This window comes from Psychromonas algicola (genome assembly GCF_004378355.1).
Taxonomy (GTDB): domain Bacteria; phylum Pseudomonadota; class Gammaproteobacteria; order Enterobacterales; family Psychromonadaceae; genus Psychromonas.
In genome coordinates, this window is sequence record NZ_SNUB01000024.1 from 1 (window position 1) to 21350 (window position 21350).

General features: G+C 36.3%; 19 protein-coding genes. 13 read left to right on the forward strand and 6 right to left on the reverse strand.

The features are described from left to right. Positions 1-393 precede the first annotated feature (393 nt). From speA to E2R67_RS11840, 3 genes are all read left to right on the forward strand, one after another. Positions 394-2286, forward strand: a complete 1893-nt coding sequence (speA, locus tag E2R67_RS11830) for a biosynthetic arginine decarboxylase (protein WP_166739380.1) — start codon at positions 394-396, stop codon at positions 2284-2286. After that, positions 2287-3234, forward strand: coding sequence for an agmatinase (gene speB, locus E2R67_RS11835; protein ID WP_134291167.1), 948 nt, complete (start codon positions 2287-2289; stop codon positions 3232-3234). 190 nt (positions 3235-3424) lie between these two features. Then, complete coding sequence (locus E2R67_RS11840; RefSeq protein WP_208379519.1) at positions 3425-4036, forward strand: DNA-J related domain-containing protein; 612 nt, start codon at positions 3425-3427, stop codon at positions 4034-4036. A 7-nt stretch (positions 4037-4043) separates the two neighbouring features. Here E2R67_RS11840 and E2R67_RS11845 read toward each other — a convergent pair whose 3' ends face one another. Both E2R67_RS11845 and E2R67_RS11850 read right to left on the reverse strand, forming a co-directional pair. Beyond that, positions 4044-7259, reverse strand: coding sequence for an EAL domain-containing protein (locus tag E2R67_RS11845; protein ID WP_134291168.1), 3216 nt, complete (start codon positions 7257-7259; stop codon positions 4044-4046). 511 nt (positions 7260-7770) lie between these two features. After that, positions 7771-8169 (reverse strand): hypothetical protein, encoded by a 399-nt coding sequence (locus tag E2R67_RS11850; RefSeq protein WP_134291169.1) that lies wholly within the window; start codon positions 8167-8169, stop codon positions 7771-7773. Positions 8170-8588: 419 nt separating this feature from the next. On the opposite strand from E2R67_RS11850, the gene E2R67_RS11855 reads away from it, so the two are divergent. Next, positions 8589-8942 carry an Imm51 family immunity protein gene (locus E2R67_RS11855; protein ID WP_134291170.1) on the forward strand — a complete coding sequence of 118 codons (354 nt, stop codon included), beginning with the start codon at positions 8589-8591 and terminating at the stop codon, positions 8940-8942. Between the two features lie 103 nt (positions 8943-9045). Here E2R67_RS11855 and pgl read toward each other — a convergent pair whose 3' ends face one another. Continuing rightward, positions 9046-9765 carry a 6-phosphogluconolactonase gene (gene pgl, locus E2R67_RS11860; protein WP_134291171.1) on the reverse strand — a complete coding sequence of 240 codons (720 nt, stop codon included), beginning with the start codon at positions 9763-9765 and terminating at the stop codon, positions 9046-9048. A 231-nt stretch (positions 9766-9996) separates the two neighbouring features. On the opposite strand from pgl, the gene E2R67_RS11865 reads away from it, so the two are divergent. Then, positions 9997-10584 (forward strand): LURP-one-related family protein, encoded by a 588-nt coding sequence (locus E2R67_RS11865; protein ID WP_134291172.1) that lies wholly within the window; start codon positions 9997-9999, stop codon positions 10582-10584. A gap of 119 nt (positions 10585-10703) precedes the next feature. Here the strand turns inward: E2R67_RS11865 and ald are convergent, their stop codons facing one another. Continuing rightward, positions 10704-11822: an alanine dehydrogenase gene (ald, locus tag E2R67_RS11870; protein ID WP_134291173.1), complete on the reverse strand. Its 1119-nt coding sequence runs from the start codon at positions 11820-11822 to the stop codon at positions 10704-10706. A 201-nt stretch (positions 11823-12023) separates the two neighbouring features. Between ald and lrp the strand changes: the two genes are divergently transcribed. From lrp to katE2, 7 genes are all read left to right on the forward strand, one after another. After that, complete coding sequence (gene lrp, locus E2R67_RS11875) at positions 12024-12488, forward strand: leucine-responsive transcriptional regulator Lrp (RefSeq protein WP_208379523.1); 465 nt, start codon at positions 12024-12026, stop codon at positions 12486-12488. 162 nt (positions 12489-12650) lie between these two features. Then, positions 12651-13529 (forward strand): DMT family transporter, encoded by an 879-nt coding sequence (locus E2R67_RS11880; RefSeq protein ID WP_134291175.1) that lies wholly within the window; start codon positions 12651-12653, stop codon positions 13527-13529. 343 nt (positions 13530-13872) lie between these two features. Further along, positions 13873-14025, forward strand: coding sequence for a hypothetical protein (locus tag E2R67_RS16655; protein WP_166739379.1), 153 nt, complete (start codon positions 13873-13875; stop codon positions 14023-14025). 48 nt (positions 14026-14073) lie between these two features. After that, a complete protein-coding gene (locus E2R67_RS11885) occupies positions 14074-14715 on the forward strand; it encodes a DUF4303 domain-containing protein (RefSeq protein ID WP_134291176.1) in 642 nt (213 codons plus the stop codon). 280 nt (positions 14716-14995) lie between these two features. Further along, on the forward strand, positions 14996-15553 hold the full coding sequence (gene ahpC, locus E2R67_RS11890; protein WP_134291177.1) for an alkyl hydroperoxide reductase subunit C: 558 nt from the start codon (positions 14996-14998) through the stop codon (positions 15551-15553). 225 nt (positions 15554-15778) lie between these two features. After that, positions 15779-17368: an alkyl hydroperoxide reductase subunit F gene (ahpF, locus tag E2R67_RS11895; RefSeq protein ID WP_134291178.1), complete on the forward strand. Its 1590-nt coding sequence runs from the start codon at positions 15779-15781 to the stop codon at positions 17366-17368. Between the two features lie 296 nt (positions 17369-17664). Beyond that, entirely contained in the window at positions 17665-19116 is a 1452-nt protein-coding gene (katE2, locus tag E2R67_RS11900; protein ID WP_134291179.1) for a catalase KatE2, read from the forward strand. 178 nt (positions 19117-19294) lie between these two features. On the opposite strand, the gene E2R67_RS11905 is transcribed toward katE2, so the two are convergent. Further along, positions 19295-20164, reverse strand: coding sequence for a flagellar protein MotY (locus E2R67_RS11905; RefSeq protein WP_134291180.1), 870 nt, complete (start codon positions 20162-20164; stop codon positions 19295-19297). A gap of 125 nt (positions 20165-20289) precedes the next feature. On the opposite strand from E2R67_RS11905, the gene rnt reads away from it, so the two are divergent. Continuing rightward, a complete protein-coding gene (gene rnt / locus E2R67_RS11910) occupies positions 20290-20904 on the forward strand; it encodes a ribonuclease T (RefSeq protein WP_134291181.1) in 615 nt (204 codons plus the stop codon). A 67-nt stretch (positions 20905-20971) separates the two neighbouring features. Here rnt and grxD read toward each other — a convergent pair whose 3' ends face one another. After that, positions 20972-21304 carry a Grx4 family monothiol glutaredoxin gene (gene grxD / locus E2R67_RS11915; RefSeq protein WP_134291182.1) on the reverse strand — a complete coding sequence of 111 codons (333 nt, stop codon included), beginning with the start codon at positions 21302-21304 and terminating at the stop codon, positions 20972-20974. Between the last annotated feature and the right edge of the window lie 46 nt (positions 21305-21350).

The following is a 21350-nucleotide window of genomic DNA, read 5'->3' on the forward strand; positions in this document are numbered from 1 at the left end:
TTGATGTGCGAGCGAGTGCTTCTGAAAGTTCCATAAAAAAATCCCATGACCTTTTGAGTCATAGGATTTTGATCTTCTTACGTTAAAAATCAACTAATTTTTCTTAACTGATCGGCATTACTCCTTTGAGCGGTTTTTTAATACTAAATTTTATTAATTTATCACTTAACTCCTGTATTTTAATTTTCTTTAACTCCCTATTTTCAAGCCTTCTAGGTCAATGTCTTGTATGTGCATTTTATTTTGTCAATACGACAAAAATAATTTGATAGACCGTGGTGATTTATTCGCCATAATCCGCCTCATCAATACTTTGTCAGGTTTAAATTTAAACAAGCTGACATTCATTACTTTATTTTTTTGTGAGATACGAATTTGCAACATTCAATTGATATGGAACGCATCCGAGCGGAATACAATGTTCGTTATTGGAGCCAAGGTTTTTACGGAATCAACGATCACGGTGACGTTTATGTTTCACCACGTAGTGACAATGCTTATCAAGTCGCGTTAAGTGATATTGCTGGCGAACTTGAAAAACGTAATTTAACTATGCCTGCATTAGTGCGTTTTCCTCAAATACTGCACCAACGTGTGCACAATATTTGTGATGCATTTAATCAAGCAATTCAAGAAGTGGATTACGAAAATCGCTATTTATTGGTTTACCCAATTAAAGTGAATCAACAAAAAGAAGTGGTTGATGAAATTCTAGCAAGCCAAGCAGAGTTAGAGCATAAACAACTAGGGCTTGAAGCGGGTAGTAAGCCTGAATTATTAGCTGTGTTAGCGCTTGCTCAAAAAGCAAGTTCAGTGATTGTGTGTAATGGTTACAAAGACAGAGAATATGTGCGCTTAGCCTTAATTGGTGAAAAACTAGGACACAGTGTTTTTATTGTTCTAGAAAAATTATCTGAACTTGACTTAGTGTTAGAAGAAGCGCGTTCATTAGGTGTAAAACCACGTATTGGTGTGCGTATTCGTTTAGCATCTCAAGGTGCGGGTAAATGGCAATCAAGTGGTGGTGAAAAATCTAAGTTTGGTTTAGCTGCATCACAGGTATTAACCGTGGTTGAGCGTTTAAAAACAGAGAATCAATTAGACTCATTACAGTTAGTACATTTTCACTTAGGATCACAAATGGCTAACATTCGTGATGTTCGTAATGGCGTCAGTGAGGCGGCACGTTTTTATTGTGAATTACGCAATGTTGGCGTACCACTTGAGTATTTAGATATTGGTGGTGGTTTAGCGGTTGATTACGATGGAACGCGTAGCCAATCACATAACTCAATGAACTATAGTTTAGCTGAATATGCACGTAATATTGTGATCACCATTAGTGATATTTGTGGTTTATATGAGCAACCAAAACCTGTGATTATTTCTGAATCTGGTCGTTCATTAACGGCTCATCATGCGGTGTTAATTACTAATGTTATTGGTGCTGAAACTTATCAACCGGAGCAGTTTGATGCGCCAGAGCAAGAAGCGCCTTTGTTGTTGCAAAATATGTGGAACAATTGGCAGTTATTGTCTGCGGGGAGTGATGACCGTGCATTAATTGAAATCTACAATGATACACAAAGTGATATCGTTGAAGTACATAACCAATTTGCAACGGGCGTATTAAGCTTGCATCAACGTGCTTGGGCAGAACAAGTCGCATTGCGTATCTATTACGAATTGAGCTTACAAATGAGCACTAAAAATCGTTTTCATCGTCCGATTTTAGATGATTTAAATGAGCGTTTAGCGGACAAGTTTTTTGTTAACTTTTCGTTATTTCAATCATTACCAGATGCATGGGGAATTGACCAAGTTTTCCCGATTTTACCCCTTTCTGATTTACAGAAAGCCGGTGAGCGACGCGCGGTATTATTAGATATTACTTGTGATTCTGATGGTGTGATTGATCAGTACGTTGAAGGGCAAGGTATTGAAACTACTTTACCTGTGCCACCTTGGACTGCAGATAAACCTTATCTTATGGGCTTCTTTTTAGTCGGTGCATATCAAGAAATTTTAGGTGATATGCATAACCTATTTGGCGATACGCACAGTGTTGTTGTGAATATGGATGAAAAGGGTGGATGGGAGATTGAATCAATCAACGAAGGCGATAGCGTTGAAGATATGATGAAATATGTACATATTGATGTTGAAGCTATTCGTGATAATTATCGCGCCTTAGCGTCTTCTCGTGTTTCGAAAGAAGAGCAACAAAGTATTTTAGATGAATTAGAGCAAGGGTTAGCGGGTTACACTTACCTTGAGGGATTTTAAATGACAGCGCAGTTTAACGATTTATTCAATAAAGAAGATTACTCTTTATATTCTAATGCGATGACGTTTATGCGTCGTCCTTTAGTGAAAAATCCACTCGCAGAGAAAGCTGATGTAGTTGTGTTTGGCGTGCCATTTGATATGGCGACTTCAGGTCGTTCTGGTGCGCGAATGGGGCCAGATGCCATTCGCCGTGCTTCGGTTAATTTGTCTTGGGAAAGTAAAAAATTCCCTTGGGATTTTAAATTATTCGACCATACACAAGTGATTGATGCTGGTGACTTGGTCTTTGATTGTGGAGATGCCGAAGATCTAACATTACGTCTTGAAGCGGCTGCAGATCATATTTTAGAAAGTGGAAAAATGTTATTGGGGTTAGGTGGGGATCATTTTATTACCTTGCCGTTATTACGTGCTTACAAAAAGCATTATGGTGAAATGGCATTAATTCATTTTGACGCGCATACGGATACTTACAATAACGGCAGTCGTTATGATCATGGGACTATGTTTTATCATGCGCCGAAGGAAGGATTGATTGATCCTGCTTCATCTGTGCAAATCGGTATACGTACAGAATATAAACAGCAAGGCCATGGTTTTAATGTGATTAATGCCATGCAAGCAAATGATTTATCCGCTGATCAAATCGTGTCACAGATAAAGCAAATCGTAGGTGATAAACCTGTTTATTTAACTTTTGATATCGATTGTCTCGATCCTGCTTATGCGCCAGGTACCGGTACACCTGTATGTGGTGGCATCAGTTCAGATAAAGCATTAAAAATTATTCGTGCATTACAAGGTATTAATTTAGTTGGGATGGATGTCGTTGAGGTTTCACCTGCTTATGACCAAAGTGAAATAACCGCACTCGCTGCAGCAACCATTGCATTAGAGCTATTATATGTTTGGACTGCTAATAAATTATCAGCGGCGACCAACTAATTACTTTCATTCAAAACCTTAATAAATGAACAGCTTACATTAATGTTAAGCCGTTCATTTTTATTATTGCCTACAAGTTACTTCGATAAACTCAACTTTACTGCGTCTTATTTATGTGAGCATAAATTTATACCTTTCCTTGATATCTGCTATTGTTGTTAAATTCGCAGAAATAGAGGAGTTTTCGTTAGTGATAGATTATCAAAACAGTGCATTGTTAAATCTGATTAAAAGCCAGCCAGCAGGCATTAAAGAATATGATTTACTAAAGTTATTACAAGAACAACTACCAGAAAATGAAAGAGTGACGCGTTTTGATAACTTAGTCTTATTTCAACAACATTTTCTTTTATTCCACGCACTTTATAAATTAAATGATCAACTCCACGCCGATCAAGCAGGGCAATTGTTAATTGGCGCTTTAAACATTCAATGGTTACCTCATACTACTGACAATAATGTGAACAGCTTAGTCGGGCATATACCTTTTGACCTTGTTAAAAGTGACCCGTTACGTGAATATTATTTAGATATCAAAAACCTGCAAGACACATCAAGTGAAGATGTTGATAATTTGCTGGCTAGTTTTTGGATGAATTTAGATGATGATGAAGAAAAAGCATCGGCATTAGCATTATTTGAGCTCAATGAGCCTTGTGATTTGGTTATGATTAAAAAACGTTATAGAGAGCTATTATCAGTGCACCACCCTGATAAAGGTGGGTGCGTTGAAATGACACAATCATTAAATGATGCAATGGCTGTATTAAAACGTTGTTATACTTGCAACCCTGCCATATAAATTGCCCTTAATGAGTCCAAGCAATGTCGGGTGTCCAGTCTGCAATCCATGCAGCCATATTTTCTGCAGGCATAGGTCTTGCTATTCCATAACCCTGTGCAAGCTCACATCCCATTGAAAGTAGCTGTGTTCCATGATCAATACTCTCAACACCTTCTGCAATCACTTGGCGGTTGAAGGCTAAAGCTAAACCTATTACCCCCATCACAATCGATCTATCATCTGGATCAATGAGCATATCTCTTACAAAGCTTTGATCAATCTTTAGTAATTCTGCCGGGAGTTTTTTGAGATAAGTGAGAGAAGAGAAGCCTGTACCAAAATCATCCAATGAAAAGCTAACACCAAGATCAAGGCAAGCTTGCATTGTTTTTAACACATCGGCCATTTCACCTAATGCGCTAGTTTCTAATATTTCAAGCTGTAATGAAGAAGCGCTTGGAGTTGGGCGTTTTTTAATTGCCTTTGCCAAATTTTCAACAAAATCAATTTGCTGTAATTGAAAAGCATCCACGTTCACACTGACGGGAATATCAAAACCTTCAGATTGCCATTTTACCATTTGATCTAAGGCGGTATCTATTACCCACTCACCAAGTCTCAAGCTGATTTGTTGATTCTCAATAATTGATAGAAATTCACCGGGAAGGAGTAAGCCACGTTCAGGATGTTGCCAACGAATTAATGCTTCAGCACCAATTATTGCACCTGTACGCATATTTACTTTGGGTTGATAGTATAAAACGAATTCATCTTGTTCTATTCCTCGTTTTATTTGTTCAATAATTTCGTGCTTACTCTGCATTGATTTGTCCTCGTGGACGTCGAAAAAATGATAACGATTTTTGCCCATTTGTTTTGCAATATACATTGCTTGATCGGCATGGCGCATAAGTTGATCTGCTTCTACACCATCTTGAGGGTAAAAAGTGACGCCAATACTGGTTGAAACTTTGACCTGCTGAGAGCCTATTTTAACAGGATTAGCTGCAGTTTTAAGTAAACGATTTAAGACTAATTCACAATCTCGCAGGTTTTCTAAGCCACTTAAAACAACCACAAATTCATCACCGCCAATACGGGCTAATGTATCATTTTCGCGTAATACTTTGACCATTAATTTGGATAAATTAATCAATAGTTGATCTCCCGCATCATGGCCGAAGGTATCGTTAATAGATTTAAAACCATCGATATCAAGATAAGCAACCGCTATAAATTGGTTATTATTTCCTTCAGTTTCTTTCATCGCTATAGAGAGACGCTCAGCTAATAACATTCGATTAGGAAGGTTGGTTAGTAGATCGTAGTGTGCTAAATGTTCGAGTTGTTGCTGGTGTTGTTTCATTTCTGTAATATCAGAAAATAAAGCAACATAACTTTGTGTTTTTCCTTGGGTATCAGATACTGCGCTAATCGTCATTAATTCAGGAAATACCTCGCCATTTTTGCGTTTATTCCAAAGTTCACCAGACCACTCTTTTTTTTCTAATAATGATTTCCAAATTTCTGCATAAAAAGCTTCATCATGTTTATCCGATTTAAGTAGTCTTGGGTTTTTATTTAAAACTTCTTCTCGACTGTAACCTGTAATATAACTAAAGGTATCGTTCACCTCTAGAATTGAGCCACTTAAATCGGTGATCATAATTCCTTCTCGAGCATGCGTAAAAACACTCGCGGCTAACTTTAGTTGCTCTTCGGTTTTCTTGGTTTTTGTGATATCTATAAATTCAATGACGCGGGCATTATGGCCTTTATAAACAATGTTTTTGCCTTTAATGGATAATGGATATTTTGTCTTATCTTTACGTACTCCTGTTACTTCATATTTTTCAGTATAACCTGTACGGATATTATTGAGTGCCGTATTTACATCCTTAGTATCAATCAGCTTAAGTCCATTCATGCTTATAAGCTCTTGATAACTAAAACCAGTTATGTCTGATAAGCCGGTATTACATTCCAATATTTCTCCATTTGTGTGGATTGCAATGCCACCTGAACTTGATTCAGTAAAGGCTTTAAAGCGTTCTTCGCTTTGCTGTAAGGTCTTTTTAGTGGCCTCTAAATGTCGGTTAAAACGATGTAAATAAAAAGAAATAGAGCTAAAAAATATAATCAATATTAAGGCAGTAAATAGTATGACTATTACCCAATGCGGTAACTTACTTGGGTTTGCATCATAAATAAATCCATCAAGCTTTGCTTTATCATCTACCAAACCTGATTTTATAAAAGTATCCGCCATATGTTGCCATCTTTCTGGATTCATATGTCCTATGTTAATGAGGTTAGGTAGGATTAGTTTACGCATTTCTGCGGCTTCAAAGCGTAAATGTTCACGGCTTTTATCTACCTTATATTTAGTTTTTAAAAGCTCAATGATTTCTTCTGGGTTGTCCATTGCATAGCGCCAGCCTTTTAAGCTTGCCCGTAGCATTGCTGCTACACGCCGCGGATTTTCAGAGAGTTCTTTTTCTGAAGTGAATAAAATATCACTATAAAAATCAACACGATAAGTCAATGGTTCAATGATATTAAAAGGGATATTTTGTTGTTTAAGTTGGTAAGGTTCGTTAGTTAAATAAGAATTAAATGCATCCACTTTTCCATTAATCAGATCGTTTAATTGATAGCTACTTGGTACCACATTTAATTGCTCTGGTGATATTTTTTCATTGAGGAACATAGTTAAAAAATCGGCATCTTGGTTGCTATTGGCTAACATTATCTTTTTACCTACAAGATCGTGTACAGAACGAATGCCAGAACTTTTTAAAGTAATTAAAACCGATGGAGAATGTTGAAAAATAGAGGCCAGAGCAACTAGAGGCTCTCCTTGTAAACGCTGAAGTAGTACTTCGCTATTGCCTTCAGCATATTGTGCATTACCTGATAAAACTTCGTTTACTGGTTGGCGAGAAGGGGCTCCGTTACGAATATGGACATTAAGCCCTTCTTCTTTATAAAACCCTTTTTCCAATGCCGCATAATAGCCTGCAAATTGAAATTGGTGAAACCACTTAAGCTGAATATAAACGGTTTCTTCTTTCGACGTTTCTAAAGCAAATGAAGCTGGGATTGAATAAGTAAGGGCAAATATCGCACCTAAAAACAGCGTTTTTATTGTTATCAAAACGAAGCAAACCAAATGAGAAGATCGCTTTTTTATTTTTTTGTCACTATTTTGTTGATAGACAGAGGTAACTGTTTGTTTCATTAATATAACGTCCCTGATGTACTTATTTTTGTTAAGTTTATTTAGTTTAGTTTCGATCCGTAGATAAGCAATTAGTCAGCATTTTTTATTGTATGATCTCAAAAATGCAGATCAAATAGAGAGGGGATATTGAAAGCATGATGTCGAAGCAATAAAACGATTAATTTTTTTGTAGGAGAGGATGGATTAGTAGATATTAAATGGAGTTTAAAGCCGATGAACAAAGGCCATTTTGATAAATGACCTTTAAATATAATCTAATGTATTAAAGAAGTACTTGTAGGTTTTTTAGCGGCCTTTGCTGCTTTTTTCTCTTTTGCTGTTAAAAGTGGTTTCTTTTTAACATTCTTCTTACTATCTTGGCCTTTACTCATGACACTTTCCTTTTACAGACAAACTTTAAACTAAGTTAGTTTGAGCCAACCTATCGCTTGGGTTATGCATTGGTATATAAATGGCTAACCTAACTCAGTATGGCCCTATGCCTTGATAATAGATAGTAATAGCTACACTATGTGGAAGCTTTCTTTCCGCTTTTTATAATTAACCAGAAAGTACCCGCGACAGTGCTTGATAAATAACAACCTACCAGAAATGCAGTTAACCAGTCGGTGAATAGAAATGCCATAACCGCAGCGGCAAACCAGCCAATGATATTAAGGTTGAATAAACTTAATAATTCATATTTTTGAAGTGCTGCTACCGAAGGGCCGCCCAATATAAAAGTAGCGGGGTAGGTCACAATCAATAAAATCAAAGACGCTGAAAATAAACCATTTAATATCAACCAAAAATCTTGATTTGCAGGTGCGTTGGGTAATTCAACAATTAAACCTCCGATAACAAAAGCGGGAATAATTGCTAGTGGGGAAATGAGAGAAGCAATTAAAAATCGTTTGATGGTTGTCATTTTTATTTATCCTTTGCGATAGCGGTTGTTGTATAGCTTTGAATTAAAATAATATACAGCTTGTTTTTGGCGTTAGTAAGTATATTTCATGAATGCGTCTTCTTGGTCACGTATCCTGCTCTGTTACTTTATCAATTTTGAGATATAAGGTGTATTTCTGAATTGATTCTACAAGGTAATAAATAATCTATTATTGGAGCTTAGTTGAACATTTTGTAAGCCTAAGTTCACTTATTTAAAATGAACTTTCACCTTGATTGGTTTTTGCTTATGTTGTTTGCTTCACAAATACAAAAATCTCAGCCATTTCACTATGCGTTAATGAATAATGTAGCGTAAAAGCATGATGTATAACATCATTCATAAAATACGACGGAGTACGATGAAGGTTAATCCATCCATTCAATAAGAGATCTGTTATGAAACAAGCTAACGCTTACCAACCTTTTTTGTTTTCAAGCTTTCAAAAATTACACAGCCTGACTTTAGGCGATCTTAAATGGAAGGCTTTTGAAGTTCATGACTTTTTAGGTGATGGTGAAGATTGGGGAATGGTTGTTGAAAATATGCTCAGTGAAAGAAACCCAGCGCTATTGGCAAAGTTAACCTTATGCGTTGAACATGACATGTTTTGTATTCGTAGTGAAGATAGAGATGCGTTACATGAAATTGCGGAAATGATCTTTGAATTTTATGATAATGACGACTTGTTAGACGCTTGTATTAAACGCTATGCACAATATGATTTTGTGCCTGTTGTCATGCAGAGCTAATCGATTTGAGAGCTTAGTTCATGATGTCTTCATTTGAAATACTGAAGTTATCGTGACTTTGAGTTTTTATGAATGAAATTGTGAACTCTAAAATAATTGAGTTTTAAAGTAATAAAAGTTTTGCAGCTTGTGAATCTAAATAAAACTCAGTGTTTCCAGTTTTTGATCTGATATATGCTGCAGGATATTTTCTATTGATGTCTGGTGATTTTGTATTAATGAGCTGAATCATCTTAGCTTTATTCTTACCCATTACTAAATAAGTAATATGTTGACTCTGCTCAATTAAATAAGCGGTTTTAGATATACGTAATTGGCCTGTTTGTGGCTGTGTTGCAATAAAGGTTAATGCTTTATCTTCACCTGCATATTGTTCAGGGAAAATAGAGGCAGTATGCCCATCTTCACCCATCCCTAAAATAATCCAATCAAATTGAGGAATATTATTATAGTTAGGAACTCTAACTTTTAGTTCCTGTGCATAACGAAGCACTTCTTCTGCTGGTGGGTTTTCGCCTCGAATTCGGTGAATATTCTCAGCTGGGATACTGATATGGTCAAATAGTCTTTGCTTACATTGGCCGTAATTGCTTTCAGGATCCTCCTTATCAACACAACGTTCATCTCCCCACCAAAAATGTAATTGTTGCCATTGGATGTTGTTTGCATAATCTGATGTTGCTATGTATTCAAATAACAAATTCGGAGTCGATCCCCCAGATAATGAAATATGAACAGCTTTGTTACTTTGACTCATTTTTTGCAATTCATTAGCGAGTTGCTTAAGTAAATCGTTTGTTGTTTTAAAAATAACATTATTCATAGTTTACTCGAATTGGTTGGGCCATTTTAGTGATAACGATGAAGCATTTTCTATATCAAGGGTAGCTTGCTTTTTATATTTTATTTATTTTTTACACTGAAACAATAAATGATTAATATAGCTTTTTAAAGATTAATTTATATTATCGGTCATCATTTTATGTAATCTATTGAATGATTTATCCAATCATTGAGGCAGAGTCGCTTTAATGGAACAGTGAAGGAATGAACAATGAGTAACGTCATTAATAAAAATGCATTTTTTATTAAAGAACACGTCGGGCTGTTTAAAGCGGCGAATAATTTTGATATTTACGACCCTGAAACCAATCAACTGATTATGGAATGCAGAGAGCCTAATTTAGGCTTCTTTACCAAGTTATTACGTTTTACTGACTACAAACGTATGACGCCCTTTGATGTACAAATAAGAACGCCCGACGGTCAACGTATCGTACGGATTAAACGCGGTATTTCTTTGTTTATCTCTGAAGTGGTGGTAACTGACCAAGATGACCAAGTGATCGGCGGGTTTGCACAAAAGTTCTTTTCGATTGGAGGAAAATTTGATGTGCAAGATAAAAATAATCAAACCATCTGTCAATTAGAAGGGAAGTGGACAAGTTGGGATTTCTATTTTAGAAATAATGGAAAAGAATTCGCGCATGTATCGAAAGAGTGGGCAGGTTTAGGTAAAGAAATGTTTACCAGTGCTGACAACTATGTACTGCAGATTGCAGAGAATGTACCAGAAAATGATGATATCCGTAAATTGATAATAGCTGCTGTAATGTGTATCGATATGGTTTTAAAAGAATAATTTTAAAGTAGATTTGCAATGAATAAAAAAGCCCTGTTATTTAGCGAAATGTAACGCTCTCTAACAGGGCTTTTTAGTCGTCATTTTATAAAACTAATAAGGACATTAAAAAGTATTAATTAAAGTCCTAGTGCAGTTTCAGCTGCAACGTATGGTAAATCGTGTGCTACAGCAACACTTTCTACCGTGATTTTACCGTCGATTACGTTAAGACCTTCTAATAACCCTTTATCGCTTGCTAATGCCGCTTTGTAACCTTGGTTAGCCAGTTTGATGATGTAAGGTAATGTTGCATTATTTAATGCAAATGTTGATGTGCGAGCAACTGCACCTGGCATATTGGCAACACAGTAATGAACAACGTCATCAACAATAAATGTTGGATCTTGATGAGTGGTTGCATGTGAAGTTTCAAAACAACCGCCTTGGTCGATTGCAACGTCAACTATCGCTGAACCTGCTTTCATTTTTGCAATGTGTTCTTTTGTTACTAATTTAGGGGCTGCTGCACCTGGAATCAATACCGCACCAATGACTAAATCTGCTGCTAGTACTTCTGCTTCTAACACATCAGTTGTTGAGTAAATAACTTTAGCAGTATTACCAAATTGAATATTTAAGCTGCGTAGTACATCAATGTTACGGTCAAGAATAGTTACATCCGCGCCTAGACCCACTGCCATTTGCGCTGCATTGTTACCTACCATACCACCGCCAATAACAACAACTTTAGCTGGAGCAACACCTGGTACACCACCTAATAGCATGCCGCTACCTTGGTTAGATTTTTCTAAACATTGCGCACCGGCTTGAATTGCCATACGACCAGCTACTTCCGACATTGGCGCTAATAGCGGTAAACCACCTTTAACATCAGTCACTGTTTCATAAGCGATACAGATAGCTTTTGAGTCAATTAAGTCTTTTGTTTGTGGAAGGTCTGGTGCTAAGTGTAAGTAAGTAAATAGAATTTGCCCTTCACGCAACATGGCACGTTCAACAGCTTGTGGCTCTTTTACTTTTACAATCATTTCTGCTTTAGCAAAAATTGTTGCTGCAGTCTCTTCAATGCTTGCACCTGCAGTGATGTAATCTTGATCACTAAAACCGATACCGATACCTGCATTTGTTTCTACAATAACATTATGGCCGTTTTGTACTAATTCACGTACACTTGCTGGCACCATGCCAACACGATATTCATGGTTTTTAATCTCTTTAGGTACACCGATAAGCATAACTCTTTCCTTTTGTGTTTATTATTTTTATAGTCACTAATAGTAGGTGGGCACTAAACATTGTTAGTAAAAATAGTATAAATATTTTTAATTAGTTTTATTAACTCTATTTTTTTATTTATTTTAAAATTTATAGATTATACTACTGCCGAATTGAACTTAATTAGTTAATAAATCTTCTACTAGGGGAATTTTCCGTTGATATCATTAGATCGAATCGACCGTAATATATTACGAGAGTTACAAAAAAATGGCCGCATTTCTAATGTAGAATTATCGCAAAGAGTTGGTTTAAGTCCGACACCTTGCTTAGAAAGGGTAAAGAGGCTAGAAAAACAAGGGGTGATCAACTCTTATACAGCCTTATTAAACCCTGAGTATTTAGATGCTTCCTTACTTGTTTATATTGAATTAACTTTAAAACGTTCGAGTGCTGATGTTTTTGAACGATTTAACGAAGCGGCTAAACAGCTTGATTCAATATTAGAGTGTCACCTTGTATCCGGTGATTTTGACTACCTATTAAAGACCCGTGTTGCTGACATGTCTGCTTATCGTAAAGTCCTCAGTGAAACCTTAATTTCCCTACCTGATATAAAAAGCTCAAAAACCTACGTAGTAATGGAAGAAGTTAAGTACTTAACTTCAATTAATATTCCTAACTAAACTCTTTGAACCTTTTAACCTACTATAAAGGCTAAATTTATTAATTAGCCTTTATATAAAATAACTCTGCTATACAGTATTTAAGTATTGTGTATAATGCCTCGCCCCAAATAACTACCGGGTTTAACTAACTACTTAGCTCTATTTCTTCTCGGAAAAAATATGCAACAAAAATCCATTACTCAAGCCATCCTGTTACTCGTGTTTGCTAACTTATTAGCTTCTCTTTCTGATGTTTCTTTAAAAGTGTTAAATGGAGAAGTACCTACCTTTGAATATGTATTTATTCGTCAATTGATAAGCTTACTTTTTATTTTACCTTTCTGGTTAAAACTGCCAAAGGCAAAATATAAAGAGGGCTGTTGTATGATCACTTTTTGGAGGGCGCAGTTTATTGTTGGTGGAAGTGCCTGTGCCATGATTGCTATTACACATCTTACTCTAGCAACTGCTAATGCTATGTTTTATGTTGCGCCTTTAATGATGTTACCCATGTCTATCTTTTTATTAAAAGAAGCACCGCCTTTAAGTAAATATATTGCGACAGGCATTGGTTTTATTGGGGTGTTAATCGTTTTGCGTCCTGAACAATTCCATTGGGCTGCGATTGTAGCGCTAGGTAGTGCTTTAACCATGGCTGTATGTAATATTTTTATTCGTCGTTTGCCCGCTGAACAACATTTAATTTCGACACTGTTTTGGACGACTGTCATGACCTTACCATTGGCGTTATTATTAGCGGTATTTGAATGGAAAGCTGTTTCTTTGGTTAACATTATGTGGATTGTTGCCATTAATGTTTTTGTATTGGGGTATCATGCATTAGTTGTGATTGCATATAAAAAATCTGCAGTGAGCAATATAGCTCTAGCTGAATACTCTGGACTCGCTTTTGTGACCTTATTTGGCATTATGTGGTTTGACGAAGTACCAGACCTATTAACTGGCTTAGGTATTTTATTGATTGTTGTTCCTATGATGCCGTTACCATGGAAAAAGTGGCTCACTAAGCAGAAACCCCCTTTATCTGTGGAATTATAAAAATACTTTTTCTAGCGACGAATTAATTCAAACCTGTGTTAATTCGTTGTGACTTTGTTATTAATCTTCATATTTCATTCACTACTTGTTGTTTAAATTCACTCAATCAATTATTTAACCTCAGTCCAATCACACTCCCTTATTTTTAATGCCGCTGCTATGATTTTTAAGTTTTTAATTCATTGAAATTAAAGGATATTATATTTTAGCAAAAATAATTGAAATTATATCAAGCTTTTATCGTTCTTTTACTTTTTGAGGGATGCGATCCCTCTTAATTCTATTGTCTCTATTGGTAAAACCTAAAACATCCGTGGTTATGTTTTTAATTGGCTGAGTACCTGTGATTGGCCTTGCTTCTGTTGGTGTGGTGGGAGATCTTACTTCAACTATTGCGTGTCCAAGCAGTGAATTAGGTATTCCTAAGTGTTATTTTTCCGCCGCATTAAGTGCAGCTATTGGCGTTTTATATTGGAAACTTTATAAAATACGTTAAGATAGAAATTTCTTTATTTTAATTAATAACTTAACTACAGGACTCACTATGAGTAATGAGCTTCTCAAGTCAATAGATACAAGCACTTTCGAAGATACGCTTTATAACGAAGCTAAAGTAACATTCCCTAAAATGATTGCTGAATATAAAGCTGAAAAAATTTATATGTTGGGCTTTTATCATAGCGGTTGTTATTCTTATATCTTTCCTATTGCGTTAACTGAAGCTGATTTGCTAGAAAAGCCTAAGCTTCGTTGGTTTGAATGTGATGCCAATCATCATTGTGAATATGAAGAGGGGACAAGCGAAGCTAATGAGTTATTAAGTGACTTTAGTGAAGTCATTATTTATGGTGACGAATTTGAAGATATGGATGAAGATGACATAGACGATTGGGATGAAGAAGAAGATGAGAAAAAAGTAGAGGCTTATTATCATTTTGTTGAACAGTCCGTCGCAAATGTTTTTACTCGACTAGAAAAAGAAGGGATCTTTGATGAGCTTGGTGATCGAAATAGTTATATTCTGAATCTAGTGTGTGGAGATCAAAGCTGGGAAGATAAATTAAATTATGCAAAACGTATAAATCCAGAGCCTGCATTAACTCAATTAGTATCGGATGTGAAATCTCGTAAAAAAGAGAATGACATTAAGTTAGCCAAATTCATGGAACAACAAGAAGCCCTTTAAAAAGGAACTCTTCCTCTTTGCTTTCTTTAAGGGTTATAACAATAACCCTTATTTATTCAATATTATTAACCTTTCATTTATTACAACTTATTAAGTTAACTATATAAATAACTCCTTTCATTATAGAAAATTAATTCAATAGGTTTTTTGTATTAATTTAATTGAAATTAACAATTTTACCTATCAAGAAATTTGCAACATAATGCTTTCCATGGATTCGCAAGACGGATTCAACTTTGTAAACAACTATGTATTAAATTAACTTAATAGGAATAAAAAAATGATCAACTCTAAACTTAAACCATTCAATGCAACAGCTTTTAAACAAGGCGAATTCGTAGAGATTTCAGAGAAAGATGTATTAGGTAAATGGTCTATTTTCTTCTTCTACCCAGCTGACTTTACATTTGTTTGTCCAACAGAATTAGGTGATGTTGCAGACCATTACGAAGAGCTACAAAAACGTGGCGTAGAAGTTTTCTCTGTATCAACTGATACTCACTTTACTCATAAAGCATGGCACGATAGCTCTGACACAATTGGTAAAATTAACTACTACATGGTTGGTGACCAATCAGGTGTTATCACAAATAACTTCGGCATGATGCGTGAAGGTCAAGGCCTTGCAAACCGTGGTACGTTCTTAATGGACCCTGAAGGTGTTATTCAAGCATTAGAAGTCACTGCTGAAGGTGTTGGTCGTGATGCTGAAGACCTAATGCGTAAAGTTAAAGCTGCTCAATATGTTGCTGCTCACCCAGGTGAAGTATGTCCAGCTAAATGGAAAGAAGGCGAAGAAACACTAGCTCCTTCTCTAGACTTAGTAGGCAAAATCTAATTCAAATTAACCTATAAATAGGTTGAATAATTTGAAGTAAATAGACTTCAGTCTCGTTAGACGATGACTGAAGTCATTTAAAAATAGATTTTTGGCAAGGCTTTTTACCTCTTTATTTACATAAAGATCCGCTAGAAAGTCGATTTTTAAATTAACCCAATTGCTGGCTACGTTATTTATAAAACGTATTTCTTATCGCTACAAATAGAATTAAAAGGTGACACTATGTTAGACCAAAACATGAAAACGCAATTAAAAGCGTACTTAGAAAATTTAAAAACAGAAGTACAACTTGTTGTTAGTCTTGATGACAGTGAAACAGCAAATAAACTGCAAACCTTGGCAAATGATATTGCTTCATTGCATGACAAAGTGACGGTTGTTGAAGATCAAAGTGCAAGTGCCCGTAAGCCTATTATGCAAGTTATTAACCCTGTTAATAATACTGCAATTGGTTTCGCTGGTTTACCAATGGGGCATGAGTTTACATCATTAGTATTAGCTTTATTACATAGTGGCGGTCACCCTATGAAAATAGAAGCGGATGTTATCGAACAAATCAGAAACCTTGAAGGTGATTTTAATTTTGAAGTGTTTATTTCATTAAGTTGTCAGAATTGCCCTGATGTGGTGCAGGCATTAAACATGATGGCAGCAATTAATCCTAATATCAAAACCACCATGATAGATGGTGCAGCCTTCCAAGATGAAGTCGCTGAACGCAATATCATGGCTGTACCGAGTGTTTATTTAAATGGTGAAGTATTTACGCAGGGACGCATTTCATTAACAGAGATCTTGAGTAAAGTTGATACTGGTGCGGCTAAAAAACAAGCGTTGGCATTAAATGAAAAAGACCCTTATGAAGTACTTGTTGTGGGTGGTGGTCCTGCGGGGGCATCTGCTGCGATTTACGCTGCACGTAAAGGCATTCGTACTGGTGTGGTTGCAGAGCGTTTTGGTGGACAAGTTATGGATACCATGGCAATTGAAAACTTTATTTCAGTTAAAGAAACACAAGGTCCAAAACTAGCTGCAGCATTAGAAGAGCATGTAAAAGAATATAATGTGGACATTATGAGTGAGCAACGTGCTAGTTCGGTTATCAGTGCTGAAAAAACACAAGATGGTTATATTCATGTTGAATTAGATAGCGGTGCTACGCTAAAAAGCCGTAGTGTTATTTTATCTACAGGTGCTCGTTGGAGAGAAATGAATGTCCCTGGTGAGCAAGAATATCGCAATAAAGGCGTCGCTTACTGTCCGCACTGTGATGGACCTTTATTTAAAGGTAAAAAAGTCGCTGTTATTGGTGGTGGTAACTCAGGAATTGAAGCGGCGATTGACTTGGCTGGTTTAGTCGAACATGTCACTGTTTTAGAGTTTGCAGACACATTACGTGCCGACCAAGTATTAGTAAATAAAGCAAATAGTATCGCTAACATTACTATCATTAAGAATGCACAAACAACAGAAGTACTTGGAGATGGTACTCGAGTAACTGCGCTGAATTACATTGACCGTGCAACGGGTGATGCAAAACAAGTTGAATTAGCAGGCATTTTTGTACAAATAGGTTTAATACCAAATAGCGATTTCTTAAAAGGAAGTGGTGTTGAGTTATCACCTCGCGGCGAGATTGAAGTTAATGCAAAAGGTGAAACATCAATAACGGGTGTATTTGCAGCGGGGGATGTTACCACTGTTCCTTATAAGCAAATTATTATTGCCATGGGTGAAGGTTCAAAAGCGAGTTTAAGTGCATTTGATCACTTAATTCGAACTCCTGCTCCTGTTGCCAATAAAGTTGCTTAACTATTTGTCAGTTTCAACCAGAGTATTTATTTTTCCGTTCAAGTTTTTACTCTGGTTTTTCTATTTTGAAAAGTAATAGAAAGATATAAAAGCAATAAATTAACGACACTAATTTGCTAAAGGTTATTTTTTTACTTTAAAAGTACTTGCTTAATTTTTTGTTATTTATTGCTTAGTTGTGCTGTATTACCTTTCTAGATAGATAAATTTAAACTATGTTACGTTATAACATATGTGCTCTTTGAATATGTTTTAAATAGATCCCCCCCTAATAATAATGATAGAAGGAACTGGTTATGAGTAAAAAATTAACAACGGCCGCAGGTGCACCCGTTGCACACAATCAAAATGTACAAACTGCTGGCAAAAGAGGCCCACAATTATTACAAGATGTGTGGTTTCTTGAAAAATTAGCGCATTTTGACAGAGAAGTGATTCCTGAGCGCCGCATGCATGCAAAGGGCTCTGGTGCTTACGGTACTTTCACTGTGACACATGACATTACTCAATATACGAAAGCAAAAATATTCTCAGAGATTGGTAAAAAAACAGAGCTATTTACTCGTTTTACTACGGTTGCTGGTGAGCGTGGAGCAGCAGATGCCGAACGTGATATCCGCGGTTTTGCAATGAAGTTCTATACCGAAGAAGGTAACTGGGATCTTGTTGGTAATAATACCCCTGTTTTCTTCTTAAGAGATCCTCTCAAATTCCCTGATTTAAACCACGCCGTAAAACGTGACCCGCGTACTAATATGCGTAGTGCAACCAACAACTGGGATTTTTGGACTTCATTACCTGAAGCTTTACATCAAATTACGATTGTCATGAGTGACCGCGGTATACCTGCAACTTATCGTCATATGCATGGTTTTGGTAGCCATACGTTTAGTTTCATCAATAGCGATAATGAGCGTTTCTGGGTTAAGTTCCACTTTAAATCTCAACAAGGTATTAAAAACCTATCTGATGCTGAAGCAGAAGCGATTGTAGGTAAAGACAGAGAAAGTCATCACCGTGATTTATTTGAAAGTATTGAAACACAAGATTTTCCTAAATGGACAATGCAAATTCAAATTATGCCTGAAGATGATGCATCTAAAGTGCCTTATAACCCATTTGATTTAACTAAAATCTGGCCTCACAGTGATTATCCATTGATTGAAGTCGGTGAACTAGAGCTTAACCGTAACCCTGAAAACTTTTTTGCTGAAGTTGAACAATCTGCATTTAATCCAGCGGCAGTGGTACCTGGTATTAGTTTCTCTCCAGATAAAATGTTACAAGGCCGTTTATTCTCATACGGAGATGCACAACGTTACCGCTTAGGTGTTAATCACCATAGTATTCCTGTTAATGCACCTCGCTCACCTGTGCACAGCTATCACCGTGATGGCGCAATGCGTGTTGATGGTAACTACGGTGGCACTGTTGGTTATGAACCTAATATCCAGGGGGAATGGGCTGAACAACCAGACTTCTCTGAGCCTCCATTAAGCTTAGATGGCGCTGCAGCACATTGGGATCATCGTGAAGACGAAGATTACTTCTCACAACCTGGTGATCTGTTCCGTCTAATGACGCCGGAGAAGCAAGCTATTTTATTCGATAATACAGCGCGTAATATGGATGGTGTGCCTGAAGAGATTCAAGTAAGACATTTGAAACATTGTTTTAAAGCGGATCCTGCTTATGCCCATGGTATCGCAAAACTATTAGATATTGATGCCAGTAAATACCAAGATTAAAATCAAAGTTATTAACTATCATTAAATGAAATAGGCTGGTTTGATACAGCCTATTTTTTTGATTTTTATAATATTCTCTGAACGATAAAGATGAGCTAAGGGAACTAATAGAGTTTATTGATGGGTTAAAAAGTAGGTGCTATTAATTTCACCTACTTCTTTAATATTTTAAGTGGTGTTAAATATCTTCTTTTTCTATTGAGATAATAACTCGTCTATTTTGATCACGGCCAATGATTGTTCTGTTATCGGCTATATGGTGTTTCTCACCTAGACCCGACACTTTAATTTTCTCATCGCTAAAACCTAAAGTTGAGAGGTATTCTTTAACCGAATTAGCTCTTTGTTCTGATAATTGCTTATTCGTGAATTCACCACCATAACTATCGGAGTAACCAGAGATTAAGATTACATTAATGTTGTCATCGTGCTTTATATATTCACCAATCATTTTTAATCGTTTCTTAGAAAATGTGGTGAGTAACGAGCCATTCTTCTTATAACGTAAAATACTGTAAGAAATATCTTCAAAGTTATAAGGTAATAATTGAGAAATACAGTGATTAAATTCATCAAAGCTTTTATTAAAATTGATTGATGATAAACCTACACTAACAACTTGATCATTATTATACCAATCATGGTAATAAAACGTTGGGTACTGTCCGCGCTCTAATTCATTAAGCATACGCCAAGCACTTTGTTTCGTAACATAACCATCATACTGTTGGTAAAATTTAACGGTATCAATTAATTGAGGTGCTGAGCCTGGACGCCATTGTGGTGGTACTGACTTTAATTGTACTGATTCAGTGGTTGGCATTTCCCTAAAACTATCCAGCCTAAAATCTAAATTGATTTTTTTGCTCGCTTTCGCTTCAAAGTTTGCTTGACCGTAACGTGGAATAGGGTGCTCTAATGTGCATTGAATAGGTGAAGAGCTGCTTAAATACCACTGTGAATTATCCAAGCTAGCATTATACTGCTGAGTTGCAGATAGTGCTGGCACGGAAATGAGTAGGGTTGTAAGAGATAGTATTCTTTTCATAATAGCTCGGCTTATTTTAATCACTAAACATTATATCGACTTGAATTGAAATATCTTTAGTAATTTTATGCGATTTTTATGACTTTCTGGCATAATCTTCTGACTTTAGTAAGCAGTGAGATCAAATGGACAATAAATTAGCAGAACGTTTTCGTGGGTATTATCCCGTTATTATCGATATTGAAACATCAGGTTTAGATTCTCAGTGCCATGCAATTTTAGAAATAGCCGCCATTTTTCCTGAAATGGATGAACAAGGTTATTTAAAAACAGTTGATAAAATGCATTTTCACGTGATGCCCTTTGAAGGTGCTGAATTAGACCCTAAAGCGTTAAGCTTTACGGGAATTGACCCCTTTAATCCATTACGTGGCGCGGTTGATGAACGTGAAGCATTAACTGAAATCTTTAAAAAAGTGCGGAAGTATCAAAAACAAAATGATTGTAACCGTGCCATCTTAGTGGCTCATAATGCAGCTTTCGACCAAGGTTTTATTAACAAAGCGACAGAACGATGCAGTTTAAAGCGCGTGCCGTTTCATCCCTTTGCTTCTTTTGATACGGCGAGTATGGCTGGATTAACGTTAGGACAAACCGTATTGGCTAAAGCTTGTTTAAAAGCGGGCGTTGCTTATGATAATAAACAGGCCCACTCAGCTTTGTATGATACAGAAGTGACGGCTGAACTATTTTATTACATGATTAACCGTTATAAAGCATTAGGTGGTTGGCAAGGTTAATTTTAGCATTTGTAAAAAAAGCCCGTCTTAATTTAAGACGGGCTTTTTTAATGCTGGAAAACAAAGCTTATTTTGCGGCTTCTGCTTTTTCTGCAGCAGCTGTAATTAATGGCTGTAATTCACCTTGCTGAAACATTTCTAGAATAATGTCACAACCGCCGACTAATTCGCCATCAACCCATAACTGAGGGAATGTTGGCCAGTTAGCGTATTTTGGTAACTCAGCACGAATATCTGGGTTTTGTAGAATATCTACATAAGCAAAAGGATGGCCACATTGCATCAATGCTTGAGATGCCTGTGAAGAGAAACCACAACTTGGTAGTTTTGGTGAGCCTTTCATGTATAGCAGAATAGTGTTTTCACTTAATTGCTCTTTGATCTTGTCCAATGTTTCCATTATTTTTCCTTAACGAGAGAATATTTAGTATCTATTGCACATTATA

Excerpts from the sequence above, each read along its gene's own strand:
- speA (WP_166739380.1), top strand. The coding sequence starts at position 394 with ATGGAACGCATCCGAGCGGAATACAATGTTCGTTATTGGAGCCAAGGT.
- speB (WP_134291167.1), top strand. The coding sequence starts at position 2,287 with ATGACAGCGCAGTTTAACGATTTATTCAATAAAGAAGATTACTCTTTA.
- E2R67_RS11845 (WP_134291168.1), bottom strand. The coding sequence starts at position 7,259 with ATGAAACAAACAGTTACCTCTGTCTATCAACAAAATAGTGACAAAAAA.
- E2R67_RS11850 (WP_134291169.1), bottom strand. The coding sequence starts at position 8,169 with ATGACAACCATCAAACGATTTTTAATTGCTTCTCTCATTTCCCCACTA.
- E2R67_RS11855 (WP_134291170.1), top strand. The coding sequence starts at position 8,589 with ATGAAACAAGCTAACGCTTACCAACCTTTTTTGTTTTCAAGCTTTCAA.
- pgl (WP_134291171.1), bottom strand. The coding sequence starts at position 9,765 with ATGAATAATGTTATTTTTAAAACAACAAACGATTTACTTAAGCAACTC.
- E2R67_RS11865 (WP_134291172.1), top strand. The coding sequence starts at position 9,997 with ATGAGTAACGTCATTAATAAAAATGCATTTTTTATTAAAGAACACGTC.
- ald (WP_134291173.1), bottom strand. The coding sequence starts at position 11,822 with ATGCTTATCGGTGTACCTAAAGAGATTAAAAACCATGAATATCGTGTT.
- E2R67_RS11880 (WP_134291175.1), top strand. The coding sequence starts at position 12,651 with ATGCAACAAAAATCCATTACTCAAGCCATCCTGTTACTCGTGTTTGCT.
- E2R67_RS11885 (WP_134291176.1), top strand. The coding sequence starts at position 14,074 with ATGAGTAATGAGCTTCTCAAGTCAATAGATACAAGCACTTTCGAAGAT.
- ahpC (WP_134291177.1), top strand. The coding sequence starts at position 14,996 with ATGATCAACTCTAAACTTAAACCATTCAATGCAACAGCTTTTAAACAA.
- ahpF (WP_134291178.1), top strand. The coding sequence starts at position 15,779 with ATGTTAGACCAAAACATGAAAACGCAATTAAAAGCGTACTTAGAAAAT.
- katE2 (WP_134291179.1), top strand. The coding sequence starts at position 17,665 with ATGAGTAAAAAATTAACAACGGCCGCAGGTGCACCCGTTGCACACAAT.
- E2R67_RS11905 (WP_134291180.1), bottom strand. The coding sequence starts at position 20,164 with ATGAAAAGAATACTATCTCTTACAACCCTACTCATTTCCGTGCCAGCA.
- rnt (WP_134291181.1), top strand. The coding sequence starts at position 20,290 with ATGGACAATAAATTAGCAGAACGTTTTCGTGGGTATTATCCCGTTATT.
- grxD (WP_134291182.1), bottom strand. The coding sequence starts at position 21,304 with ATGGAAACATTGGACAAGATCAAAGAGCAATTAAGTGAAAACACTATT.